General features: G+C 41.8%; 19 protein-coding genes. 7 read left to right on the top strand and 12 right to left on the bottom strand.

Features of this window, described 5'->3' with window-relative positions; genetic code table 11:
* Nucleotides 1-27: 27 nt before the first annotated feature.
* The 7 genes from E3K36_08240 to E3K36_08210 all read right to left on the bottom strand — a co-directional run bounded on the left by E3K36_08240 (nt 28) and on the right by E3K36_08210 (nt 6,935).
* Entirely contained in the window at nt 28-258 is a 231-nt protein-coding gene (locus E3K36_08240; protein MCF6155229.1) for a DUF4926 domain-containing protein, read from the bottom strand.
* 188 nt (nt 259-446) lie between these two features.
* The gene (locus E3K36_08235) at nt 447-1,259 is read right to left on the bottom strand and encodes a hypothetical protein (GenBank protein ID MCF6155228.1); all 813 of its coding nucleotides are present in this window, start codon (nt 1,257-1,259) and stop codon (nt 447-449) included.
* A 139-nt stretch (nt 1,260-1,398) separates the two neighbouring features.
* Nucleotides 1,399-1,599: a hypothetical protein gene (locus E3K36_08230; protein MCF6155227.1), complete on the bottom strand. Its 201-nt coding sequence runs from the start codon at nt 1,597-1,599 to the stop codon at nt 1,399-1,401.
* 28 nt (nt 1,600-1,627) lie between these two features.
* Nucleotides 1,628-2,815, bottom strand: coding sequence for a pyridoxal phosphate-dependent aminotransferase (locus tag E3K36_08225; GenBank protein MCF6155226.1), 1,188 nt, complete (start codon nt 2,813-2,815; stop codon nt 1,628-1,630).
* Between the two features lie 154 nt (nt 2,816-2,969).
* Nucleotides 2,970-4,376, bottom strand: a complete 1,407-nt coding sequence (locus E3K36_08220; GenBank protein MCF6155225.1) for an FAD-binding protein — start codon at nt 4,374-4,376, stop codon at nt 2,970-2,972.
* Nucleotides 4,377-5,034: 658 nt separating this feature from the next.
* Nucleotides 5,035-6,120, bottom strand: coding sequence for a tRNA 2-thiouridine(34) synthase MnmA (gene mnmA / locus E3K36_08215; GenBank protein ID MCF6155224.1), 1,086 nt, complete (start codon nt 6,118-6,120; stop codon nt 5,035-5,037).
* Nucleotides 6,121-6,125: 5 nt separating this feature from the next.
* Nucleotides 6,126-6,935: a site-2 protease family protein gene (locus E3K36_08210; protein ID MCF6155223.1), complete on the bottom strand. Its 810-nt coding sequence runs from the start codon at nt 6,933-6,935 to the stop codon at nt 6,126-6,128.
* A gap of 1 nt (nt 6,936) precedes the next feature.
* Here E3K36_08210 and E3K36_08205 point away from each other — a divergent pair, with 1 nt between their 5' ends.
* Nucleotides 6,937-7,218: a hypothetical protein gene (locus E3K36_08205; GenBank protein MCF6155222.1), complete on the top strand. Its 282-nt coding sequence runs from the start codon at nt 6,937-6,939 to the stop codon at nt 7,216-7,218.
* A gap of 727 nt (nt 7,219-7,945) precedes the next feature.
* Here E3K36_08205 and E3K36_08200 read toward each other — a convergent pair.
* The 5 genes from E3K36_08200 to E3K36_08180 form a co-directional block, all read right to left on the bottom strand.
* On the bottom strand, nt 7,946-8,230 hold the full coding sequence (locus E3K36_08200; GenBank protein MCF6155221.1) for a tetratricopeptide repeat protein: 285 nt from the start codon (nt 8,228-8,230) through the stop codon (nt 7,946-7,948).
* 97 nt (nt 8,231-8,327) lie between these two features.
* Nucleotides 8,328-8,771 (bottom strand): SIR2 family protein, encoded by a 444-nt coding sequence (locus E3K36_08195; protein ID MCF6155220.1) that lies wholly within the window; start codon nt 8,769-8,771, stop codon nt 8,328-8,330.
* Nucleotides 8,764-8,967: a hypothetical protein gene (locus E3K36_08190; GenBank protein ID MCF6155219.1), complete on the bottom strand. Its 204-nt coding sequence runs from the start codon at nt 8,965-8,967 to the stop codon at nt 8,764-8,766. Before E3K36_08190 ends, E3K36_08195 begins: the two co-directional genes overlap by 8 nt.
* An 88-nt stretch (nt 8,968-9,055) precedes the next feature.
* A complete protein-coding gene (locus E3K36_08185; GenBank protein ID MCF6155218.1) occupies nt 9,056-9,664 on the bottom strand; it encodes a hypothetical protein in 609 nt (202 codons plus the stop codon).
* Between the two features lie 438 nt (nt 9,665-10,102).
* Nucleotides 10,103-10,327: a hypothetical protein gene (locus tag E3K36_08180; protein ID MCF6155217.1), complete on the bottom strand. Its 225-nt coding sequence runs from the start codon at nt 10,325-10,327 to the stop codon at nt 10,103-10,105.
* A 228-nt stretch (nt 10,328-10,555) separates the two neighbouring features.
* On the opposite strand from E3K36_08180, the gene E3K36_08175 reads away from it, so the two are divergent.
* The 6 genes from E3K36_08175 (at nt 10,556) to E3K36_08150 (ending at nt 21,501) form a co-directional block, all read left to right on the top strand.
* Nucleotides 10,556-11,839 carry an argininosuccinate synthase gene (locus tag E3K36_08175; GenBank protein ID MCF6155216.1) on the top strand — a complete coding sequence of 428 codons (1,284 nt, stop codon included), beginning with the start codon at nt 10,556-10,558 and terminating at the stop codon, nt 11,837-11,839.
* Between the two features lie 22 nt (nt 11,840-11,861).
* A complete protein-coding gene (locus E3K36_08170) occupies nt 11,862-13,616 on the top strand; it encodes a radical SAM protein (GenBank protein ID MCF6155215.1) in 1,755 nt (584 codons plus the stop codon).
* On the top strand, nt 13,604-16,801 hold the full coding sequence (locus E3K36_08165) for a PAS domain S-box protein (protein ID MCF6155214.1): 3,198 nt from the start codon (nt 13,604-13,606) through the stop codon (nt 16,799-16,801). Before E3K36_08170 ends, E3K36_08165 begins: the two co-directional genes overlap by 13 nt.
* A gap of 10 nt (nt 16,802-16,811) precedes the next feature.
* The gene (locus E3K36_08160; protein MCF6155213.1) at nt 16,812-18,218 is read left to right on the top strand and encodes a sigma-54-dependent Fis family transcriptional regulator; all 1,407 of its coding nucleotides are present in this window, start codon (nt 16,812-16,814) and stop codon (nt 18,216-18,218) included.
* 129 nt (nt 18,219-18,347) lie between these two features.
* Entirely contained in the window at nt 18,348-19,133 is a 786-nt protein-coding gene (locus tag E3K36_08155) for an HPP family protein (protein MCF6155212.1), read from the top strand.
* A gap of 79 nt (nt 19,134-19,212) precedes the next feature.
* Nucleotides 19,213-21,501 carry a PAS domain S-box protein gene (locus tag E3K36_08150; protein ID MCF6155211.1) on the top strand — a complete coding sequence of 763 codons (2,289 nt, stop codon included), beginning with the start codon at nt 19,213-19,215 and terminating at the stop codon, nt 21,499-21,501.
* Nucleotides 21,502-21,520 lie beyond the last annotated feature (19 nt).

The following is a 21,520-nucleotide window of genomic DNA, read 5'->3' as shown; positions in this document are numbered from 1 at the left end:
TAAAATGAAAGAAAAATCCTTTTTTAATCAAGAGACGGTAAGTTCTCTAACATGCGTGATGTCCCTTTTATTAACTGCTCGTATTTGAGATGAAAGCAAAGTTATAACAGCAACTGTTCCACCGTCAAGTGTCATAAATTCGACTTCAAATGCTTCACCTTGACGATGAATATGAACAACCGTACCGACGTCGCCAGCCTGTAAACCATCTTCCGGTAAGTCTTTCAACAAAACAATTCGATCATGTTCTTTTATCATGGTTTCCTCCTATTTTGGGTGTGCAGTAATCAATCTTGGTGTTGTAGACTGTTTTTCTATTATCCAATGACTAATTCACATTAGGCAAATTCATTAGTTTTCTTAAGTGAAATAATTTTACGGCATACGTCCTGCATCACAGGCACGAGTTTAAGGGCGCCCTTGTGCATGCAGTTGTTGGGCAAATGTCACTTTTTTGCCTTTAGCATTATTTCCTTTAATGAAATTACCTCAATAGGACAATCTTTCCAGTCATTTTCCCAGGAAACAATGACATCACATTCGTCAGGGTTATGGTCATGATCTTTGAAATGGGAGCTTTTAAACTCGAATTCAATAGACACCCTTTCCCACCTACCTGGTTTCCCTGGTATCTCCCTTTTCCCCTCACAGTCTGGGAAATCCGTTCTAACAGCTTCGATAATGAATCCCAGTTTTCTACTGAGGATACTAAATAGGTATACAACACCTTGTTCATTTAATGGTGCATGGCGAAGGCCTAAGAAATCTATTGGTTCTCCATATTCAACTTTTTTGACTTTTTTTCGTTCCTTAACAGTATCAATTAGAATTTCTGGGCTAATGGTATTCAATTCTTTTTCGACTATAGGTCTTTTATCTTCTTTCCACTTAACGAATTTTTCGACTGCTTTTATCCAACTTCCGAATCTATTCTCGTAGGGTTTCAATGAGAATTTTCCAAATCGCTCCATCTCCCTATATTGTGGTCGACGTCCAAGGCGATTCCAAACCTTCTCGATTTCGCTAAATAGGTCTTCAGTAGATATGTTAGCTTTTCTGCCAACATGAAGCCCTGCTCGTTCTAAGGCAGAGTTCCATGATCCAAACCTTTTAACAATAGTGCTATGGTTTGTTTTAGAATGCTGACTAAAATCTTTTTGGGTCAGGATATCTTTCCCGATCAGCTTTGCAACTCGCTTGAGTTCATTGAGCAAACTGTCATCGGAGTAATCGGAAAGTCTGTTAATTTTGTAGTCCATGATAATTTATTTGATGCCCAACATTCATTTTTATCTTTATTCTATAATTGTCGGCATTTTCTAACACGGGATTGTGAATGTCACGCTCAAATCTGCTAAATTCAGTGGTGTGCGGGAGTATGTCTACAGAAGTGAGTTGTTAGTCATTTCTTACATTAGCTTTACCTTCGGCTATCTCTTCTCTTACACCTTCTGCAAGTGTTGATAATTCTGATTGCGTATCCGTGAATAAAATGTCCCATCGGTTCTCATCTTCTGAATCTGCAATATATTCACGCAGGTGTTCCATAATCCTTTCCTGTTCGACCTTATTCAGAATACTTTTGGACAGCGCCTGGATTGCAGCAGTACTCCACTTAGAACAAACACTAGCAGCCCAAAAATTTCTCAAACCGGTCAAGCCCCTTTTCAATATTCCCCATGGAGGTTGCGTAGGAAATCCGGATGTATTCATCTGACCCGAAAGGGGCGCCGGGGACAAAGGCGACATGTGCCCTTTCAAGTAACAGGTTTACTAAATCGAATGAGTTCGTTACCAACTGTCCGCCAATCTTCTTTTTGTACAAATCAGACACATTGGGGAAGGCATAAAAGGCCCCTTGCGGGAGTAAACAAGACACCCCCGTTATCTTATTGAGCCGCTCAACGGTATATTTTCTTCGTTTATCAAATTCATGAACCATCATCCCTACGGAATCCTGATTGCCCTTGAGTGCCTCTACGCCTGCCAGTTGGGTAATAGAGTTGGCTCCGGAAGTTGTATGATCCTGTATATTGGTTGCTGCCTTGATGATTTCTTCGGGGCCTGCGGCATAACCTAAACGCCAGCCGGTCATGGAATATACCTTTGAAAAACCATTTATTGTAATAACCTTTTTATAACATTCCTCATGAAAAGATGCCGGGCTAAAATGTCGGGCGCCATCGTATAATATCTTTTCGTAAATTTCATCGGAGATGACATAAAGTCCTTTTTCTACAGCAAAGTCTATGATTTCCCGTAGTTCTTTTTCTGTATAAACCATACCTGTCGGATTACCGGGGCTGTTTATAAAGAGTAATTTAGATCTTGGTGTGATAACCTTTGCGAGAGACTCTTTGCTAATTTTAAAATGTTCTTTGTCTGTGGTTTTTAGAAATACCGGTGTTGCACCCGCCATGATCACCATTTCCGGGTAACTTACCCAATAGGGTGTGGGAATAATTGCTTCGTCTCTTGTGTCGCATAAAACAAGAACAATGTTCAGAATGGCTTGCTTTGCTCCGGCAGACACAATGATTTGTGAGGGGTTATATTTCAGGTGATTATCTTTAAAAAGTTTTTCGCAGATGGCCTCTTTTAATACCGGTGCGCCTGAGGTAGGGGTGTATTTCGTGTAGCCGTCTTTAATAGCCTTGATGGCAGCATTTTTTACATTTTCAGGTGTATCAAAGTCAGGTTCTCCCGCACCAAAGCCAATAACATCAACGCCTTTTGTCACTAATTGTTTGGCCCTGGCGGTGATGGCAAGTGTTGCCGATGTCTTTACCTCCCTGGCAATTCTGGATAACGCCATATACAAAAATCTCCTTTTCTGGTTATATGCTTTTTTCAGTAAATAAAATAACTCAGATGAACTGAGATACTGAGAACAGAAGCTGAAATATTAAACAATAAATACTTTTATAAATTTCTCTGTGCCTTTGTGTCTCTGTGGTTTAAAACAGTGTTTATTCTAAAAACATTTTCCCGGGGTTCAATATACCCTTGGGATCCAAGATGTGCTTAATATCCTTCATGATTCCTAATTCCATGGGCGGAATCTCAAGGGAGAGAAAGGCCGATTTTACATTCCCAATGCCATGTTCGCCGGAAATTGTTCCACCAAGTTCGACAGTATTGCGGAGAATCTCCTCGATCATCCTTTCTGCCGATAACCGTTGTTGCTCTCCTTCGTGGTACATAACATTCACGTGAATATTGCCGTCTCCAATATGCCCAAAGGAAGCAACTTTTAAAGAAGGATATCGTTTGTTGATATCATTTATTCTGTGCAATATTTCTAATATTTGACTCCGTGGAACGCAGATATCTTCATTGATCTTATAAGGGGCTATATGATAAAGTGCCGGAGAGATGGCGCGCCTCACCTCCCAGAGTGCGTCCCGCTCCTGAGGGTTTTTTGCGGAACTTATCTTCAGTGCATGATTTTCTGCGACAATTTTCTCTATGCGAGAAACTTCTGTTTTAACACTGGTATCTTTTCCATCGATATCTATGAGCAAAATGGCATTTACTTCTGCAGGGATTTGGATTTCCTGCTTATACCCCTTCACACAGTCGATACTTGATTTGTCAATAAATTCAAGTGCTCGAGGCAAGAGATTATTGGAGATGATCCGGTTTGAGGCTAAAACTGCGTCCTGTGGCTCCGCAAAAAAGACCAAAAGTGTTTCAATTTTTTCCGGAAGTGGAATCAGTTTTACCGTGATCTTTGTAAAAACACCCAGCGTACCCTCTGAACCTACGAAAAGACGAGTGAGGTCGTAACCCGTAACACTCTTCAAGGTCTTGCGGCCCGTATGGATAATACTTCCGTCGGCAAGGACAACCTCCAGTGATAGAATATAATCCCTGGTAACCCCATATTTTAAACCTGTGATCCCGCCTGAACATTCAGCGACATTGCCGCCTATAGTGGAGAATGGAGCACTTGCAGGGTCCGGTGGATAAAAGAGTTTGTATTTTGCTACCTCATTTTGTAATGTTTGGGTGACAACTCCCGGTTCCACGGTAGCTGTGAGGTCTTCAGGAATGATCTCCAGCATGTGATTCATTCTGGTGAAATCTAACACAATCCCGCCTTTTACCGGTACAGCGCCACCGGTAAGCCCTGAGCCGGCACCACGTGGATAAACAGGGATTTCGTGTTCGTTTGCAAATCGTAATGTGTCGGAGACTTGCTGGGTAGACTGTGGCCGCACAACAACATCCGGTACGCATTTTTGTTTGGAGCCATCGTATGAATAACATATCCGGTCTTCCAGTTTGTGAAGCACATTTTCCTTTCCGATGAGCCGATTTAGCTCATTTGTTAATTCGGTTGTTTTTGACTTTTTAATGGTAGTCGTGTTCATGTTTAGAAATTTCAAAATTTGTATCATAGCATAACAGACAACCCCTGAATCCCCCCCTGGCCTCCTATAGGAGGCCGGTAGAAACGACCCGCCGGGTCGTCTCTACTAAAAAATCCCCCCTAATAAAGGGGGTGAGGGGGTTGTTTTTAACCGGCATTTGTCGTGTATCTAAAAGTCGCTGCCAAAGGCGGACTACTTTTAAGGGAGATTTTATGCCCTTTGTAGAACAAATATTTACGGGTGTTTACTTTATTAAATTTGGAGAAATAAGTCAAATTCTTTTCCCTTTGCCAAAGGGAAAAGAAAAGTTAACCAGGAGGGTAGATCAGGTGAGATTGATAAAGTGGAAAATGAAGAATGAAGATAGAAAATTTCAAGATAAGATAACATTCTTTCATGTTGCAAAAATAGGGTCAACTGCCTCGCTGTTTCGGTTGTGTCCACACACCGAAACCCATGTACGTCCCATACTGCTTTGTTTTCGGCGAGAGAGCTCATCAAAACATCTATAGTGAACAACGTAAATTAATTCCCATAAATTCCCCTTTAGTAAAGGAGGGGCCAAGGGGATTTGTTTCTTTATATTATTGTCGCTGCTACAATAAGCTCTCACGGGAGCCGCTTGCGATATGGCCATTGAGTCTAAAGCCCGACATGGCTAAGCAGTTTCCCTGTTTTTCCTCCCAATCCATCCCCCCCCGACGACCGTATCATTATCATAAAAAACAACTGCCTGCCCTGGGGTAATGGCCCTCTGTGGCTCTTTGAACACGACACGTACCTTATCTGGTCCGTAAGGATACACGGTAGCATGTGCCGGGACGTGATTGTATCGTATCTTCGCCTGTACTTTCATAGGTGTATCAAGTTCATCAAGAGATACCCAATTGAGAGTTGATGCCACTAATTCATCTTCCAGAAGTTCGTCATCGGTACCAATCACAACGGTATTCTCCCGTGGATTAATATCAACGACATATCGTGGTGTTCCCAGGGCAACGCCAAGTCCCTTACGCTGTCCAATAGTGAAGAAAGGTGCCCCAGGATGCCTTCCCAGAATATTTCCCTGCGTATCCTTGAGAACTCCGGAAGTTATACAATTTCCGAACCTTTCGTATAAAAGGGTATGGTAGTTATTGTCCATGACGAAACAGATATCCTGGCTTTCTGGTTTATCCTTGGTTTTTAAATTTAAGTTTCTGGCCACTTCACGAACAGACTCTTTGTTTATCGTACCTAATGGAAAGAGGGTTCTCGAGAGTTGACCCTGAGTCAATGAGAACAGCACGTATGATTGGTCTTTACGGGCATCAATACCTTTTTTTAGGAGATATCTGTCATTATACATTTCTGTCCTTGCATAGTGTCCGGTGGCGACAAAATCGGCATTCAGCATCCTGGAGAAATCCAACAACCGGCCAAATTTGAGTTCCTGATTGCAGAGAATACATGGGTTGGGCGTCCTTCCGTTGAGGTATTCGGTGCAAAAGGTGTCAATGATGCGATCAAAGGCATCCTTAAAGTTTAAGACATGGAATTGGATACCCAGCTGATCTGCTACACTTCTGGCATCGTTGGCATCTTCAAGGCTGCAGCAGACCTTTGTCTTTGTTATCGCATCAAGTTTGTCAATACCCAGACGCATGAACAAGCCGATGACCTCATAGCCCTGTTCTACCAGAAAATGTGCGGCAACACTGCTATCAACGCCGCCGCTCATGGCAATAACTACTTTTGTCTTCATATCAATTAAAGTTTAAGTGGCACTGGGGTAAAGGATACGAAAAATATGATAAACAGGATAACGCCGAGTATCCTACGTTTAGGGTCGAGTGCGGAGTTCTCGTCTATTGGGGCGGGGTGTCGGAATCCAAAAAGCAGGAGCAGTACGGCAAAGACCATCCATCCCGGATACAGCAATATGGCGATTACGCAAAAAATAAGAATACCTATCGTATAAACAATTTTACTTTTTTTGCCCAACAATGCATACATGACATGTCCGCCGTCAAGTTGTCCGATTGGCAATAGGTTGAGTGCTGTAACAAACAGTCCTGCCCAACCGGCAAAGGCAACCGGGTGAAGATAAATATCCATACCATCGGCGAGATTTCCCAGTACGAGTTTGGCGATAAATGAGAACAGGATCGGTTCTCCAAGTCCGAGATATTGGGAGGTATCGCTGGGTACAGGGCGTACATCAGAAAGGATGAGCCCGATAATGATAGCAGGGATGGAAAATAAAAGTCCAATCAAAGGGCCAGCTGCACCAATGTCGAACAAAGCCCTTTTATCAGGTATAAGCCCCTTCATCTTGATCACAGCGCCGAAGGTGCCAAAGGGCGGAAACGGAAGGGGCAAAAAATAAGGCATCGTGGCTGCAACACGATACTTCCTGCACATGAAAAAGTGTCCTAATTCATGCGAAAGCAGGATGGTCATTATGGTAATGGAGTACCATAAACCATTAACATAATACGTGGTCAAAAACGTTGCAATAAAGAGCAAGACATGTATGCGCGCCTTGCCGAGGAAGTTTACTGGAGTAAGCGATTCCATAATGGGAAATGTTATCAAAAAACGGCATGAAATTCAAACGGTATTTGAATGCCTTCTGAATTTAGAGGGTTCGGTAAAGGGTAATCTTCTTGATAGGGGGCAACGGGAGTCTTTATTAGATGTTTTGCGGGCCCTTCAGAAAGAAACCGGATTTTCTTCTGACGGATTAATGGTAGATATTCAGTCATTGGAAAACGATGATGTAGATGTTCCTAACTGGCGCATAGGAGAGGCATTAGCCGAAGTGGTGCCTGAGCAAAATTTTCAATGCCGGTTTCACTGAAACGAACTGAGGGACACCCGCGAACCAAGAGGGAAAGTTAGAAATGATTATTCCTGACTCGAACGAGTCGGAAAAAGACAAAAACCGAAGCACGAAATTTGTGAGTCAACCCTGTCAGGGTTTTAAACCCTGACAGGGTTAGTTTTATTCATATTTTTGCTAAAAATGTCAAAATATTTTTTATAAGATACTACGCCTTTCCCAAGACTCTGCTTGGGAAAGGTGGCCCTAAAGGGCAGGTATAACTACAGCAACCTTGAACAATTAAACCAAACCCGAAATACCAGCAGCATTACAACCCCTTGCCCCATAGTTTGCTAAGGGGGACTTCTCTGTCCCCGCTGGCAGGGTATGAGGTGGCTTATCCCCTTTAACAAAGTGCAAGTTCCTTAAGTCCCCCTTAAAAAAAGGGAGTCAGGGGGTTATCTATGCCACGAAACCCCCTCCATGAACTGAACTATATAACAAAACATCGACAAAATTTTGTCGATCATGAGGCGCTAAGCGCCTATGAGGAAATAAGACTGTTGCGGGCAAAATGATGTACGAATGTGAAAAGTAACTTTTAAGCTGCTTATGAACTTGTTAGAAAATCTCAGAAGTATTATTGATGAAATTAATTCATTCCGGATATTTCTTAAGATATTCCTTCAGTAATTCTTCCGCGAACTCTTTCTGATTTTGTTCACAATATACATCTGTTAATAAAGAATAAGCATTCCCATAATCAGGGTTGTACTCTAATTGCTCTCTTTGCACTATCAATTGCATTCTCATGATCATTCCGGGCAAATTGAACTCTTCCCAGAACTCCATAAGCATAGGCATCTTTTGGAGACAATTCTATTGCCCTCTCGATGTTTTGCATTGCCTTGTCATAATTTCCGCTTAACCTATAACAATCTCCTAATTGGATATATAATAGTATGGGAATTAGTTTGGCATTCAGAAGTGCTGTCTTTCCTGCACCTGATTGGGCACAAAGAAGTACTTCTCTTTGAGCAATAATCAGAGAAAGGAGTTCATTTGCTTCATGATCTCGTCCAAAAAGATATTACGATCATTTTCCTCGAATGGGCGTGGACCAATGTAAGGTTGGAATACTCGCGTCATTTTTTAAATGCCTCCCATCGGCTTCTCAATTCTGTGGTAAATTGATCAACTGTTCCCCAATATACTTTTATATTAAGCCCTTTATAATAATGATCAAGATATTCATGCACTTTTTTCTTTTGATCCTTTGGATCCGTCTCTTTTCCAGGCGCTATCTGTACAGATATATGAGATCGTTGAAGACTTTTTTTCATATAACTTACAAGACTGCGGAAAAGAACCCGAAAATTCCAATCTGATATTTGATAACCTATAAAAAGAAGCGATGTACCCGTAAATGCCGCCCGGATTATTGGTGGAAGTAGCTGTTGATCCTGTGAGAAACTCATAAGAAAATCTAAATAATCATCTTCGGTAAGTACAAGAGATTCTGTCATTTCGACAGAACCATGAAGGTGGAATACTATTGGATTTGCTATATCGGGACTAACTTTATCCAAGGAATTGAGCTACTCGGGCTAAATTGCTGCAATCTTCTAATGGATAGTCATGCTCCTTTGACCACTTTTGTGCAATATCTTTCCCCAGCGGAAGTAATCCATAAGATGCGCCTGCTCCAAGAAAGGGAGTGCATTTTCCAGCTTTGATTCTATCAAGAAGATTATTCCAATCTTTATCTTCAAGTGTATTTGGCATTTAAAAATCTCCCATTGAATTAGTTATAGCCGGGTATAAGACCAACGGAAAAACCCGTTTTTATGAAAATATTATTGTGTTTTTCGCTTTACATCTTCTTGTTTTCCTCTGCACCTTGCTCTTGTTTTTCAGATATGCGATTTTTCCCTTTTTCAGGTTTGGCAAGTAAGGTCTCCGCTACTTCTTTCAGTTTAAGAATTGCCTGTTCTGAAAATAGACCAGCCAGCGCGGCCATTGCCATGAAACCATAGGGACTTGTATCCTTGGCTGCCGTCTGCGGGAAAAAACCACCGCGAATGATAAGGTAAAAAACAAATCCGAGGGTTGCACCGACAAAAGGTAACATGATATACATAGCAAGCCAACTCCACACCAATTCCCGATTACCGACGTATTTATAAAATGACCTGAGGGCATGAACCAGGCTACCCAGAGCGCCTGAAAGCATTACAATGAGGATGGAACGTATTTCATCTGAAATTGAAAAGGTTGAAAAAAGGAAGGTTACTAACTGATCAGGATTTGTTCCTTCTGATGGAGGTAAAATTGGCCAGAATTGAATGATGCTATAAAGGAGAAAGCCGGAGAAGATGATGAGGTATGCTGTAATTGGGATAATACCTGCTATACCAACTGGTCTTTCACCCATCCTTTTAGGTCTCTGCTCTTCAGTGGTTTTATTTGGTCTTTCTGCCATTTTATTTCTTCATTTTGCGAGTGTTCGAAGAGTTTTTTTATTCAGTCGAATAAAAAATTATATCCTGAGCGGAGTAAGTAGAAACTCGTAACGCAGGGTTTATCTACCGCCTGCCTGTGCGGTTTGGAGGGGAGGAGAAACCCTTCCCCTATCAATTTTTGCCAAAATAGTCAGAATATTTTATTAAGAGACTTAGGCATCACAAAGAGCAAAGTTTTCAGAATAAATTTACTTTTAAATAAGTTTTCTGTGGTTGTCAACATAAAATATTTTGCCTCTTTTTTGTCCCGATTTCTATATAATACCTTTACTACACTAGTTTTGGCGGAACCTTTCCCACTCATTTCATTAAAATGACTATGATGAACAGAGGGATTTTATCACACGCGCTCCTTACAGCAGATTTACTAAATTTCTTCCGATTCAGTTCCGGATTGCTCAATCCGCATCCGGGCATTTTTTGCCGAATCTCTTAAAGTAAAGGTTTTCAATAAATATTGGTAAAGGGGCTTTCCAGGGTTCTTGTTTGTGATTTGCCAACTTCCCAAATTTCCCCGGTTCCATTCCTAGTTCTCTGGCCATCTGAATATGAGCATGGGAGAGGCGAAAACGTTTCCTTGCTTCAATCCATTTTTGAAATCGGTCAGGTATTTTCTTTGCCATGATAAACTGTTCCACAAAAAGACATTTGCCATTTCAGCACTTCCTTCAAGGTTTGTCAAATGGATATTTATTTTGAGTAAGTGTGCTATGGTTAACTATTTCATATTGAAAATGATTTGATTCTTACCCCAGGTGTGCTATAATTTCATTTTGAAATGGTGCTGCTATAGGCATAAATACGAAATTCGAATATCTAAATCCGAAATAAACATTGGGAGATTTTAATACATGTCTGAACAACGGAAGAAGGTAGTACTGGCCTATTCGGGCGGTTTGGATACCTCCGTGGCGATCAAGTGGATTCCCGAAAAATATAATATGGATGTTATTACGGTGACTATTGACCTTGGTGCGGTAAAGGATCTTGATGCCATTCGGGAAAAGGCATTGAAAATTGGTGCAAAGAAGGCAATTGTCATTGATGCAAAGGATACCTTTGTCAAATATTTTATCTTTCCGGCTTTACAGGCTGGGGCACTATACGAAGGGGTTTATCCATTGGCGACGGCCTTAGGGAGACCGCTCATTGCAAAATTACTGGCAGATGTAGCACAGGAGGAGAAGGCAGATGCCGTGGCCCATGGCTGCACTGGTAAAGGGAATGACCAGGTACGCCTGGATGTATCCCTGCAGGTATTGAATCCTAAGTTGCAGATTATTGCCCCCGTACGTGAGTGGAAGATGACGCGTGATGAGGAGATTCGATATGCTGAGGAACATAATATCCCGGTAGAGGCAAAGATCAAGAGTCCTTACAGTACGGACGAAAATCTCTGGGGGAGAAGTATTGAGTGTGGAATATTGGAAGACCCGTGGGCTGAGCCTCCGGAGGATGTCTACAAGTGGACAAAAGGTGCACAGGATGCTCCCGATGAACCGGAATATATAGAGGTTCTTTTTGAAAAGGGGACTCCCGTGGCTATTAACGATGTAGAAATGGATGGGGTTACTCTTATCAATACCTTGAATGCGAGGGGAGGAAAGCACGGTGTTGGCCGTATTGATCACCTTGAGAATCGACTGGTAGGCATCAAGTCAAGGGAGATCTATGAGTCACCTGCAGCTGTTATCCTGCATACGGCGCATAAGGCGCTGGAAGGTATGATCATGACAAAGGATGCCTTGCGGTTTAAGGATATTGTTTCTGCGCACTATGCGGATTTGATTTATAATGGACTCTGGTTTTCTGCATTTCACCAGGACCTGGTAGCATACGTGCTGAGCAGTCAGCGTCTTATGACGGGGACGATCCGTGTGAAATTATCGAAAGGGACATGTATCGTGGTGGGGCGTAAATCACCGCTGTCCCTTTACAGCGAAAAATTGGCTACGTATCAGAAAGAAGATACCTTCGATCATAGTGCATCTCTTGGATTCATCAAGATATATGGTTTACCGGTAAAAATACAGGCCCAAAAGCAAATGGACGTTCTGGCAGGGAGGGAGGCGTTGCATCTGGATTCGATCATGCCGCCAAAGGTTAAATCCCTTGGCAAGGCAGAGGGGGGATAAAAAAGGTGAAGTAATGAAAATACTGCTTATATTCCCACCGTCGTGGCATCCTTCACAGCCTTACCTCAGCTTACCCTCTTTAACGGCTTTTTTAAGACAAAACGGTGTTCATGATGTCGTCCAGAGAGATGTTAATATCGAGTTGCTGGATATACTCCTTAGCGAAAAGACCTGCGGTGAATTTTATCAGAGGCTTATAGATAAATTAAGGCACATGGATACTATGAGAGCGGCACCCCACTGGGGTGCCGCTCCTGGTGAACACGAAAAACGCCAGGCCCTGATTCATGCGATGGAAACCCTTCCTGATATAATGAAAAAGGTGGAACCCGCGAAACATACCTTAAGGTCTGAGGGTTTTTATGACCTCGAAAGGTATATTGAAAGTGTCAATGTCGTTAATGAATCCCTTAGGATCATGTCAACCCTGTATTATCCTTCATCGCTGACCGCGTTCAACAACGATATGCGGTATTCCGTCTATTCCTCCCTGGAAATTTTTAAGGCACTGGATGATGAGGAAGAAAACATATTCCTCAACCTTTATAAGGATCATCTTCTTTCTTCCATCCTGGACTTTTCTCCAAAATTGTTGGGGATTTCCATTACCAGCACTTCTCAGATTATTCCGGGGCTCACCCTTGCAAAACTGGTAAAGGATCGGAACAAAGAGGTGCACATTACCATAGGTGGAAGTGTTTTTACGAAGCTCATTGAAAATTTGAAAAAGGTGGATAGTCTCTTTTCGATTGTGGATAGCTTTGTTGTTTTTGAGGGCGAGCATGCCTTATTGGAACTCGCAGCACAGCTTGATGGCAAGAGGGATTTTAAAAAGGTACCCAATCTGATTTATCGGGAAAACAACGTTACCCGGATCAATGAGCCATTTTATGCGGAAGACCTGAATAAGCTTCCTACACCCGACTTTGATGGGTTTCCCCTGAGGCTTTATCACGCCCCTGCATCCGTCCTGCCTGTGCAAACATCTAGAGGATGTTATTACAGGAAATGTGCCTTTTGTAACCTGCATCTGGACCATAGGAACTTTCGGTTGCGGAAAGCGGATTTACTCCTGGAAGATATCCATGAACTCTCGCGAAAATACAATACGCCATATTTTTTCTTTACGGATGAATCCGTTCCCGTTAATCAGTTACGGGAGATATCTCAAGGCCTGCTCGAAAACAAATGGGATATAAAATGGATGGGAGGGGTACGATTTGAGAATGCCCTTAATGGTGATGTGCTGGGGAAGATGTATGAATCCGGATGTCAAAAATTGGTTTTTGGCCTGGAATCGTACCATCAGCGTGTGTTGAATTTAATGAAAAAGGGAATAAAAGTGGACGTCGTAAAAAGGATATTAGATGAATGTTTGAAAATAGGCATAGCATTCCACCTCTATATAATTATTGGGTTTCCAACAGAAACGGAAAAAGAAGCATTGGAAACACTTGACTTCGTACTCAAAAAAGAATATCTCGAATCGCTGGGCTATTCCTGTTTGCCGTCTCTTTTTGGAATGGAAAAGGATTCTCCGATTACTCAAAACCCTTTAGAATATGGATTAAGGAGTATAATGGCACCCAGAGGCGAGGATTTGGGATTAGGTTATTTTTACGAGGCAGAGCAGGGTATGTCGCCGGAAGAAGCCGAGGGGATGTATCAATACGTTATCAGCCAATTAAGTGAGAGGCTTTGTCCCTTTCCATATAATTATTCAATGTCCGATGGTCTGTTATATATTACTCATAGTAAGGGAAAATGTTTTCATTAAAGTCTATTAAAAACAAGCTCATACTGATACTTTTAGTATGTTCATTTGCGCCATTATTGTTATTGCGTTTTATGGCTTTTCCCAAGGCACAAAAGGATTTGGAAGCGGCTTTGATACGAAATCTGGAGGGGGTAAAGCAAAAACAGGCAGAAATTGTAAAAATGTGGTTTGGCGAAAGGAAGCATGACGCAAAGGTTGTCAGTAAAAATGTCTCTGCCGTATGGGAACGTAGTGTAGATGGCAGGAACCGGGACTTTTCAAAGCTCTATGAGTATATCGAGATGGTTAAAACAGAGTACGGGTATAAATCCGTATATATTACCTCGCGGGACGGAACAGTGCTTGTGTCCACGGAAAGGGAACAGGTAGGCTCCAACATGATAAGTTACGATTATTGCAGAGAGGCATTGAATGGACGTATTTTTATATCCAGAATTCAACGTCTTCTTCCGGGTGAAGGCGAGAACAAAAAGGGTGATAGTGATGAACCGATGATGTTTATATCGGCTCCGCTCATTGGTTCTGACAATCTTATGTTCGGGGCGGTCGTTCTCAAAATAACAACATTACCACTCAGCGAAATCATGAAAAGTGCGAAGCTGGGAAAAACAGGAGAAACTTTTCTTGTCAACCGAGAGGGCTTTATGCTAACGGAGTCGAGGTTTGCTGATGTGATAAAAAAAGCGGGTTTAATTCACCAAAGGACAGCATTAGAATTGAGGGTGGTAAATCCTCATACGGGAAAGCTTACCGATGGGGCTCAAAAATGCCTGAATGGTAGAGACGGATACGATATGGAAGGTTATATGAATTACGATGGCAGGAATGTCCTGGGGGCATGGTGTTGGATTCCCGAGCATAACTGTGGTTTGCTTGCGCAGATCGATATCAAGGAAGGGTATGGGGCGGCTTACAGCTTGAAAAGATTTGTTCTTTCAATGCTGCTGGTGTTGGCTTTCCCATTGCTTCTGGCGGCATTTTACCTTGGTAAACGGATTTCAGCCCCCATTCTCAATATAACAGAAGTAACGAAAAGAATCACCGGTGGCGACCTGGGACAACGGGTAAAAGACAGTGGCAAAAAAGATGAAATTAGTGAACTGTCGCAGGCGTTCAACGTTATGGCAGAATCTCTAGAGGAAAAAACGGTCAAATTAAAAAATTATACGACTGACCTGGAAAATACCGTAAAGGAGAGAACCCTTAAGCTGCAGGAGACAACGAATTTCTTAAATAGTATTTTGGCTGGTTCAACAGAATATTCCATCATTGCACAAGATTTGAATGGAAATATTCTTGCGTTTAACGCGGGAGCAAGCCTGATTTATGGTTATAGACCTGAAGAAGTGATTGGAATAGCCAATGTGAGGGATCTTCATACTGCCGAAGATGTGAAATCGGGGAAGGTGGATTGTATTTTAGATGTGGCGCGGAGAACGGGTCGATATGAGGGTGAGGTAATAAGAAGGAGGAAAAACGGCGAGATCTTTCCTGTTCATGTCACTTTTACATTACGACGCAATGAAAATGGGTATCCGATTGGATTTGTAGTAATATCAAAGGATATTACAAAAGAGAAATTGGTGGCGCTTGAAAAAGAAATTATAAATAATGTCAATAAGGTAATTGCATCGGGTTTAGATATTAAAGAGGTTTACAAAAATATTTATCTTGAGCTGAAACGCATGATCGATTTTACCTGGTTCGGTGTTGCGCACCTCATCGATGGGACAGAAATTACGGAAAATTCCAATATTGTTGAAGGTGTATTATTATCCACTGATTGGTTTATGGACTGTCAGTATCCATTTCATGCAACGGCGCAGGGTATCGCTATGGAAAAGGGCGTCCCAGTTGTTGTTGCGGATACGACCGAAGGAGAGTATCTGTTTGATCGGAAATTGTACGAGAAGGGTATACATTCTTATTTATGTTTTCCGTTGAAATTGAAAGGAATTACCACCGGTGCTATTACGCTGGGGAGCAGAAGGAAAGATGCTTTTACGGAGGTACATTTTGGCTTATTAAATCAAATTACTCCACAATTGGCTATTGCCATCGAAAATAAAAGGCTTTTTCTGTCGATAAAGGAGTCAGAGAAAAAATATCGGGATCTGGTAGAAAACGCACCGGAAATGATTCATGAAATTAGTCTCGAAGGGAAATTTATAAACGTAAATAAGACGGAATTGAATAAACTGGGATATTCAATAGAAGAAATGAGGCAGATGACACTCGAAGGCATTGTACCAGATGAATGCCGCGAGGAAATAAAGAGACATATGAAACGGATCAAAGAAACTGGAAGCAATGAATTAGAAACTGTGTTCCTGACAAAATCAGGAAAGGAAATCAATGTCGAGATTAATGGAACAAGCCTTTATAATACCAAAACGGGCGAAAGTATTTGCGTGAGGGCATTTGTAAGGGATATTACAGAAAGAAAAAAGATGGAGGAGCAAGTACGGAGATCAGAAAAATTAGCCTCAATGGGTGAGCTTGCTGCAGCGATTGCACATGAGATCAGAAATCCTCTGGGGGCGATCTGTAACTCTGTGGGAATTCTGGATACCCATTTGAAACTGACAGGTCAGGATAAGGATTTATTGGAGATGATTGTAGGACAATCCGAAAGATTGGATAGGATCATCAGTGATTTCTTGACTTTTGCTCATCCGCGAGAACCTTCCTTTTCCCTGCAGGATATCCGGGAAGTAATTAAAAATACCATTTTCCTGTTAGAGCAGGATAGTCGATTTACAGACCAGATAGAGATAAAGGAGATTTATGAAAGCATATTACCGAAGGTCTACATTGATACGGATTTAATCCACCAGGTATTGTGGAACTTGTTTGTAAATTCTCTGGAGGCTATGCCTAATGGTGGGCAGATCAAGATAATGGTAAGAAAAACAAATCTTTTTTTAAGAGATGCTGTGGAGATTGTGATATCAGATACCGGGGCCGGTATACCTGCCCATGAGTTGGACAAAATATTTGAACCTTTTTATACGACGAAATCAGAAGGTACAGGTTTGGGTCTCTCAGTGGTCCAGCGTATTATTGATGACCACGGGGGAACCATTGACGCGAAGAGTAAAGAGAACAAGGGGACAACCTTCTATGTCAAGTTGCCTGTGGGAAATGAAAAATTGGCAATCCAGAGTAACTTTTTAATGGGATGATGTAAGAGCTATGGAAAACGGTAAAATCCTTGTTGTGGAAGATCAAGATGCCATGAGAGAATCCCTCGTGATTGCTTTTAGAGATGAGGGATATCAGGTTGAAGGTGCTGCAAGCGGGGAAGAGGCCATTCAAAAACTGGATAGTCATAATGTATATGACCTGGTAGTCACCGACTTAAAGATGAAAAAAGTTGACGGTCTGGAAGTGCTCAAGGCTGTAAAAGCTGCAAATCCATCCACGGAAGTGGTGCTGATTACTGCTTATGGTACCATTAGCACGGCAGTTCAAGCGATTCGGGATGGGGCATACGATTATGTGACGAAGCCATTTCGTCACCAGGAAATCTTGAAAGTTGCAAAAAAAGCGATCGAAAAGAAGAGCTTGAAAGACCGGGTCAGGTATCTCGAAGGAGAAATTAGAGATAAATATAAATTCGAGGGTATTGTGGGTAATTCTAACGCCATGCTGGAGGTATTAAAAATAACTTCACATGTATGTCGTACAGAAAGTACAGTCCTGATTACGGGGGAGAGTGGGACGGGAAAAGAGCTGATTGCAAGGGCTATCCATTACAATAGTCTTCGGAAAGACGGCCCATTTGTCGTAATTAATTGTGGTGCGTTACCGGAAAATTTACAGGAAAGCGAACTGTTTGGACATATGAGGGGAGCATTTACGGGGGCTGTTAAAGATAAGGTTGGGTTATTTCTTCAGGCGCAAAGGGGGACGATTTTATTAGATGAGATTGGTGAGACTTCACCTTCTACACAGGTAAAACTCTTGCGGTTTTTGCAAGATGGTGAGATACGACCGGTTGGCGGAAACAAAGCCATGTATGTGGATGCGAGAATCATTGCGGCTACCAATGAAAATTTAGAAAAAGCTGTTGAGTTGGGGAAATTCAGAAAGGATCTTTTTTATCGGATTAACGTGATACGCATTCATCTTCCACCGCTGAGAGAACGGAGGGAAGATATTCCGCTTTTGGTGGAATATTTTTTGGAAAAAATTTTAGAAAAACTGAAAAAAGGGAAAAGGGTCTTTTCCAAAGAATCAATGCGGACGTTAGTGAACTATGATTGGCCTGGTAACATCAGAGAGCTTCAGAACATAATAGAGCGGGCTGTTACTTTGTCTAAGAGCGAGATAATAAATGTAGACGAACTTCCGCTCCCTGTGGAAGAATTTGCAATACTTAGCCGGGAGCCCCTGGAGGACCAGAAGAGGAAATCGTTTATTGTGACAACGCTCGCAGAACAGGAAAAAAATGCAATTGTTGAGGCCCTGAACAAATATGGTGGTAATCAAACAAAGGTTTCTCAGGTACTTGGAATATCAACAACGACCCTTTGGCGGAAGATTAAAAAATACCGGATTAAACCACAGCACGAAATCTCGGACACGATCGGTATATAATTTCATCATGAAACTATCGTTGCATAATGGAATGTATTTGTGAACAAGTAAACCCTGGGTACTAGAGACACAAAAGAATGTTGTTATTGTAATAAGCTGTTGATTTAATGCCACTTATATGAAATATAGGTGGCATTTTGTTTTTCGTCAGAAGTTGGTATATCTTTCGTTATTCTATTAGGACAATGGAAATTTCAGTCTCCAGTTGTGGAGGATAATCAGGTACTGCAGATGTTTAAGAGGAGAAAAACTACCGAGGTTAAAAAAGTTATAGACGTTAAGTTTGAGGTAAAAGAGGATTTTGAAGAAGCTAAAGAGGGTTTTTCATCGCGTTTAAAAGGCGTTTTTAGAGGGTATTCAAATAGGGAGAATAGAAACATGCCGATAATGGACGAGATAAGTAAGATTAGTACGTTTATAAAAAAGTTACCCAGATCGCCCCAACCTGCGATCCCTGCACGGGAGGTATGGCTTTCTTTGTGGGGTGCATTTTTGGGGGTAGGATTTACAGCGTTGCTTGCGTATCTCTGGAAGTGTCCCACGCTGTTGGGGCCATTTGGCGCAAGCGCCGTGTTGATTTATGGCGCTTATAAGGCACCACTCGCACAGCCGAGAAATGTTTTACTCGGGCACTTTCTTGCAGCATGTATTGGTGTAACGATACATGACTTTTTTGGTACAGCATTTTGGTCTATAGCGCTTGGTGTTGCCCTTGCGCTTGTGCTTATGACGGTTACTTATTCGATCCATCCACCGGCAGGTGCAACGGCATATGTGGCTGTTCAGACCGGGGGATTAGGTGTTGGATATATGTACATCTTAAATCCTGTTATTTTGGGCGCTTTTATTTTGGTATTAATTGGTGTCATTTTTAATAAAATGGGGAAAAGGGATTATCCGACACATTGGTGGTAATGTGTTTGTGCGACACGATGGTAGAGGGGGGAATTATTCACGGATTTGGAGAAGTAATTGTTAAATTACGGAGAAAATTATGTATATCTCGATTAAAAACCGGCTTATTTTTTTACTCATTGTATTTACGCTACTCCCGTTTGTTTTATTAAGGATCATAGCATATCCAAGGGTCCAGGCAGACCTTCAAGAAGTACTCATACGAAACCTCGATGGTATTGGGCATAAACAGGCAGAATTGGTAACTACCTGGGTACAGGAAAGGATGAAGAATGCCCGCGTAATTGCAAATAATCCGTTGATGGTGAAATGTGCAAAGATCACAAAAGATGATAAAGATTATCCGGATATCGTACAGTATCTTGAGGTAGTGAGGGATGAGTATGGTTATAAGGGTGTTCTTGTAAGCAACGATAAGGGGCTGGTAACAGTTGCTACTGTAGAAGAAGGCGTAGGAATCGATATTTCACAAATGGATTACTTCAAACAGTCGATGCAAGGGAACACCTTCATATCTAGCGTTATTCCGTCTGAAATTCCACTTATCAATGAATTGGGTGAGAAAGAACTAGGTTTGCCCACTATGTTTGTTTCAACACCATTAAAAGATAGGGATGGGGTTGTAGTTGGTGTTGTTTCGCTGAGAATTGATACAAATACCCTGAACGATCTGATGTTAAGTCTTCATTTGGGGAAGACGGGAGAGACGTATCTGGTGAATAAAGATGGGTATATGATCACCGAATCGAGATTTGCTGCACATTTAAGAGAGATGGGATTGGTGAAAAAAAGGTGCGCATTGGAATTAAAGCTGGTTAATCCGGAAACCGGTGAATTAACCAGCGGTGTTCAGCAGTGTATTGCAGGGAATAGCGGTTTTGATGCAAAAGGTTATAAGGACTACAGCGGTTTAACGGTACTGGGGGTATGGCGCTGGTTGCCAGAGTATAATTGGGGGGTTGTTGCTGAAATCGACAGGGATGAAGGTTACGGTGCGGCTTATAATCTTAATTATATCGTGAGTTCTGTGTTATTGGCGATTGCATTTCCTATTGTGATGGTTGCATACTTTATTGGCAGAAAGACTTCAATACCGATTCTTAAGCTGACTGAAGTAACGAAAAAAATGGCCTCCGGGGATTTGTCCCAAAGGGTTGACATAAAGAGGGAAGACGAGATTGGTGAATTAGCGAATTCCTTTAATGCAATGGCGAAATCTCTGGATGAGAAAACGAGAGAGGTAGTGGAGTCTGAAAAGCGGTATAGAGAATTATTTAACTCCATAAAAGAAGGTGTTTATCAATCTGAGCCTGGTGTTGAGGGTGTATTTACATTTATCAATAAGGCCGGTGCAGAAATACTTGGATATAGCACCCCGGAAGAAGTGATAGGGACAAAGGTAAAAAATATTTATGTAGATTCAGAGGACAGGAGACGCCTCTGTGATAAACTCGAAAAAGACGGGGTGTGGAGGGAATTTGTGTCCCTTTGCAAAAGGAAGAATGGTGAGAATTTTTATGCAGAACGTACAAGTAATATGTTGAGGGATGAAAAGGGAAATCCCGTGGCTATCTATGGAGTATTCAGGGATATCTCAGAGAGAAAGAAGGCAGAGCAAGAAATCACCGAGTCAGAAAAGAGATATCGTTTGTTATTTGATTCCCTAAAAGAAGGTGTTTATCAATCTGAACCCGAAGTGGACGGGACGTTTATATGGATTAATCGAGCCGGAGCCGAAGTTCTGGGTTATGAATCTCCTGAAGAAGTAATCGGAATGAAGGTAAAGAATATTTATGTAAATCCGGATGACCGTATGAAAGTTGTTGAAAAGCTTTCCAAAGAAGGCGTTTGGAAGGGTTTTGAGTCTTTTTGTAAGAGGAAAAATGGTGAACGCTTCTATATGGAACGGACATCCAATCTGGTCACCGATGAGAAGGGTAAATCTATTCGTATTGATGGAATATTCAGAGATATTACCGAACGAAAGAAACTCGAGGAGGAATTGCAAGAATCTGAAAGACATCATAGGCAATTACTGAATTCGTTGAAAGAAGGGATATATCAGTGTGAACCCACTGAAGATGGGGTATTTACATGGATCAACCAGGCGGGTGCCGAGATACTTGGTTACAGTTCACCGGAAGAAGTAATTGGTACACGGGTTAAAGATGTATATGTAAATCCCGAAGATCGGAAAGAGTTGGTCGAGAAGCTGGAAAAAGAGGGGGTATGGCGGGATTTTACATCATATTGCAAGAGAAAAAATGGTGAACGATTCATTTCAGAAAGGACGTGCAATCTTGTGCGTGACGAAAACGGTAAACCGGTACGAATTGAAGGTGTATTTAGGGATATTACGGAAAGATAAGGCGATTATTTTTAGAAGA

Origin of the sequence: Candidatus Brocadia sp. (assembly GCA_021646415.1) — a bacterium.
Classification (GTDB): Bacteria; Planctomycetota; Brocadiia; order Brocadiales; family Brocadiaceae; genus Brocadia.
Note: the sequence above shows the minus strand (reverse complement) of the source record. Positions and strands in the feature narration are given on the sequence as shown.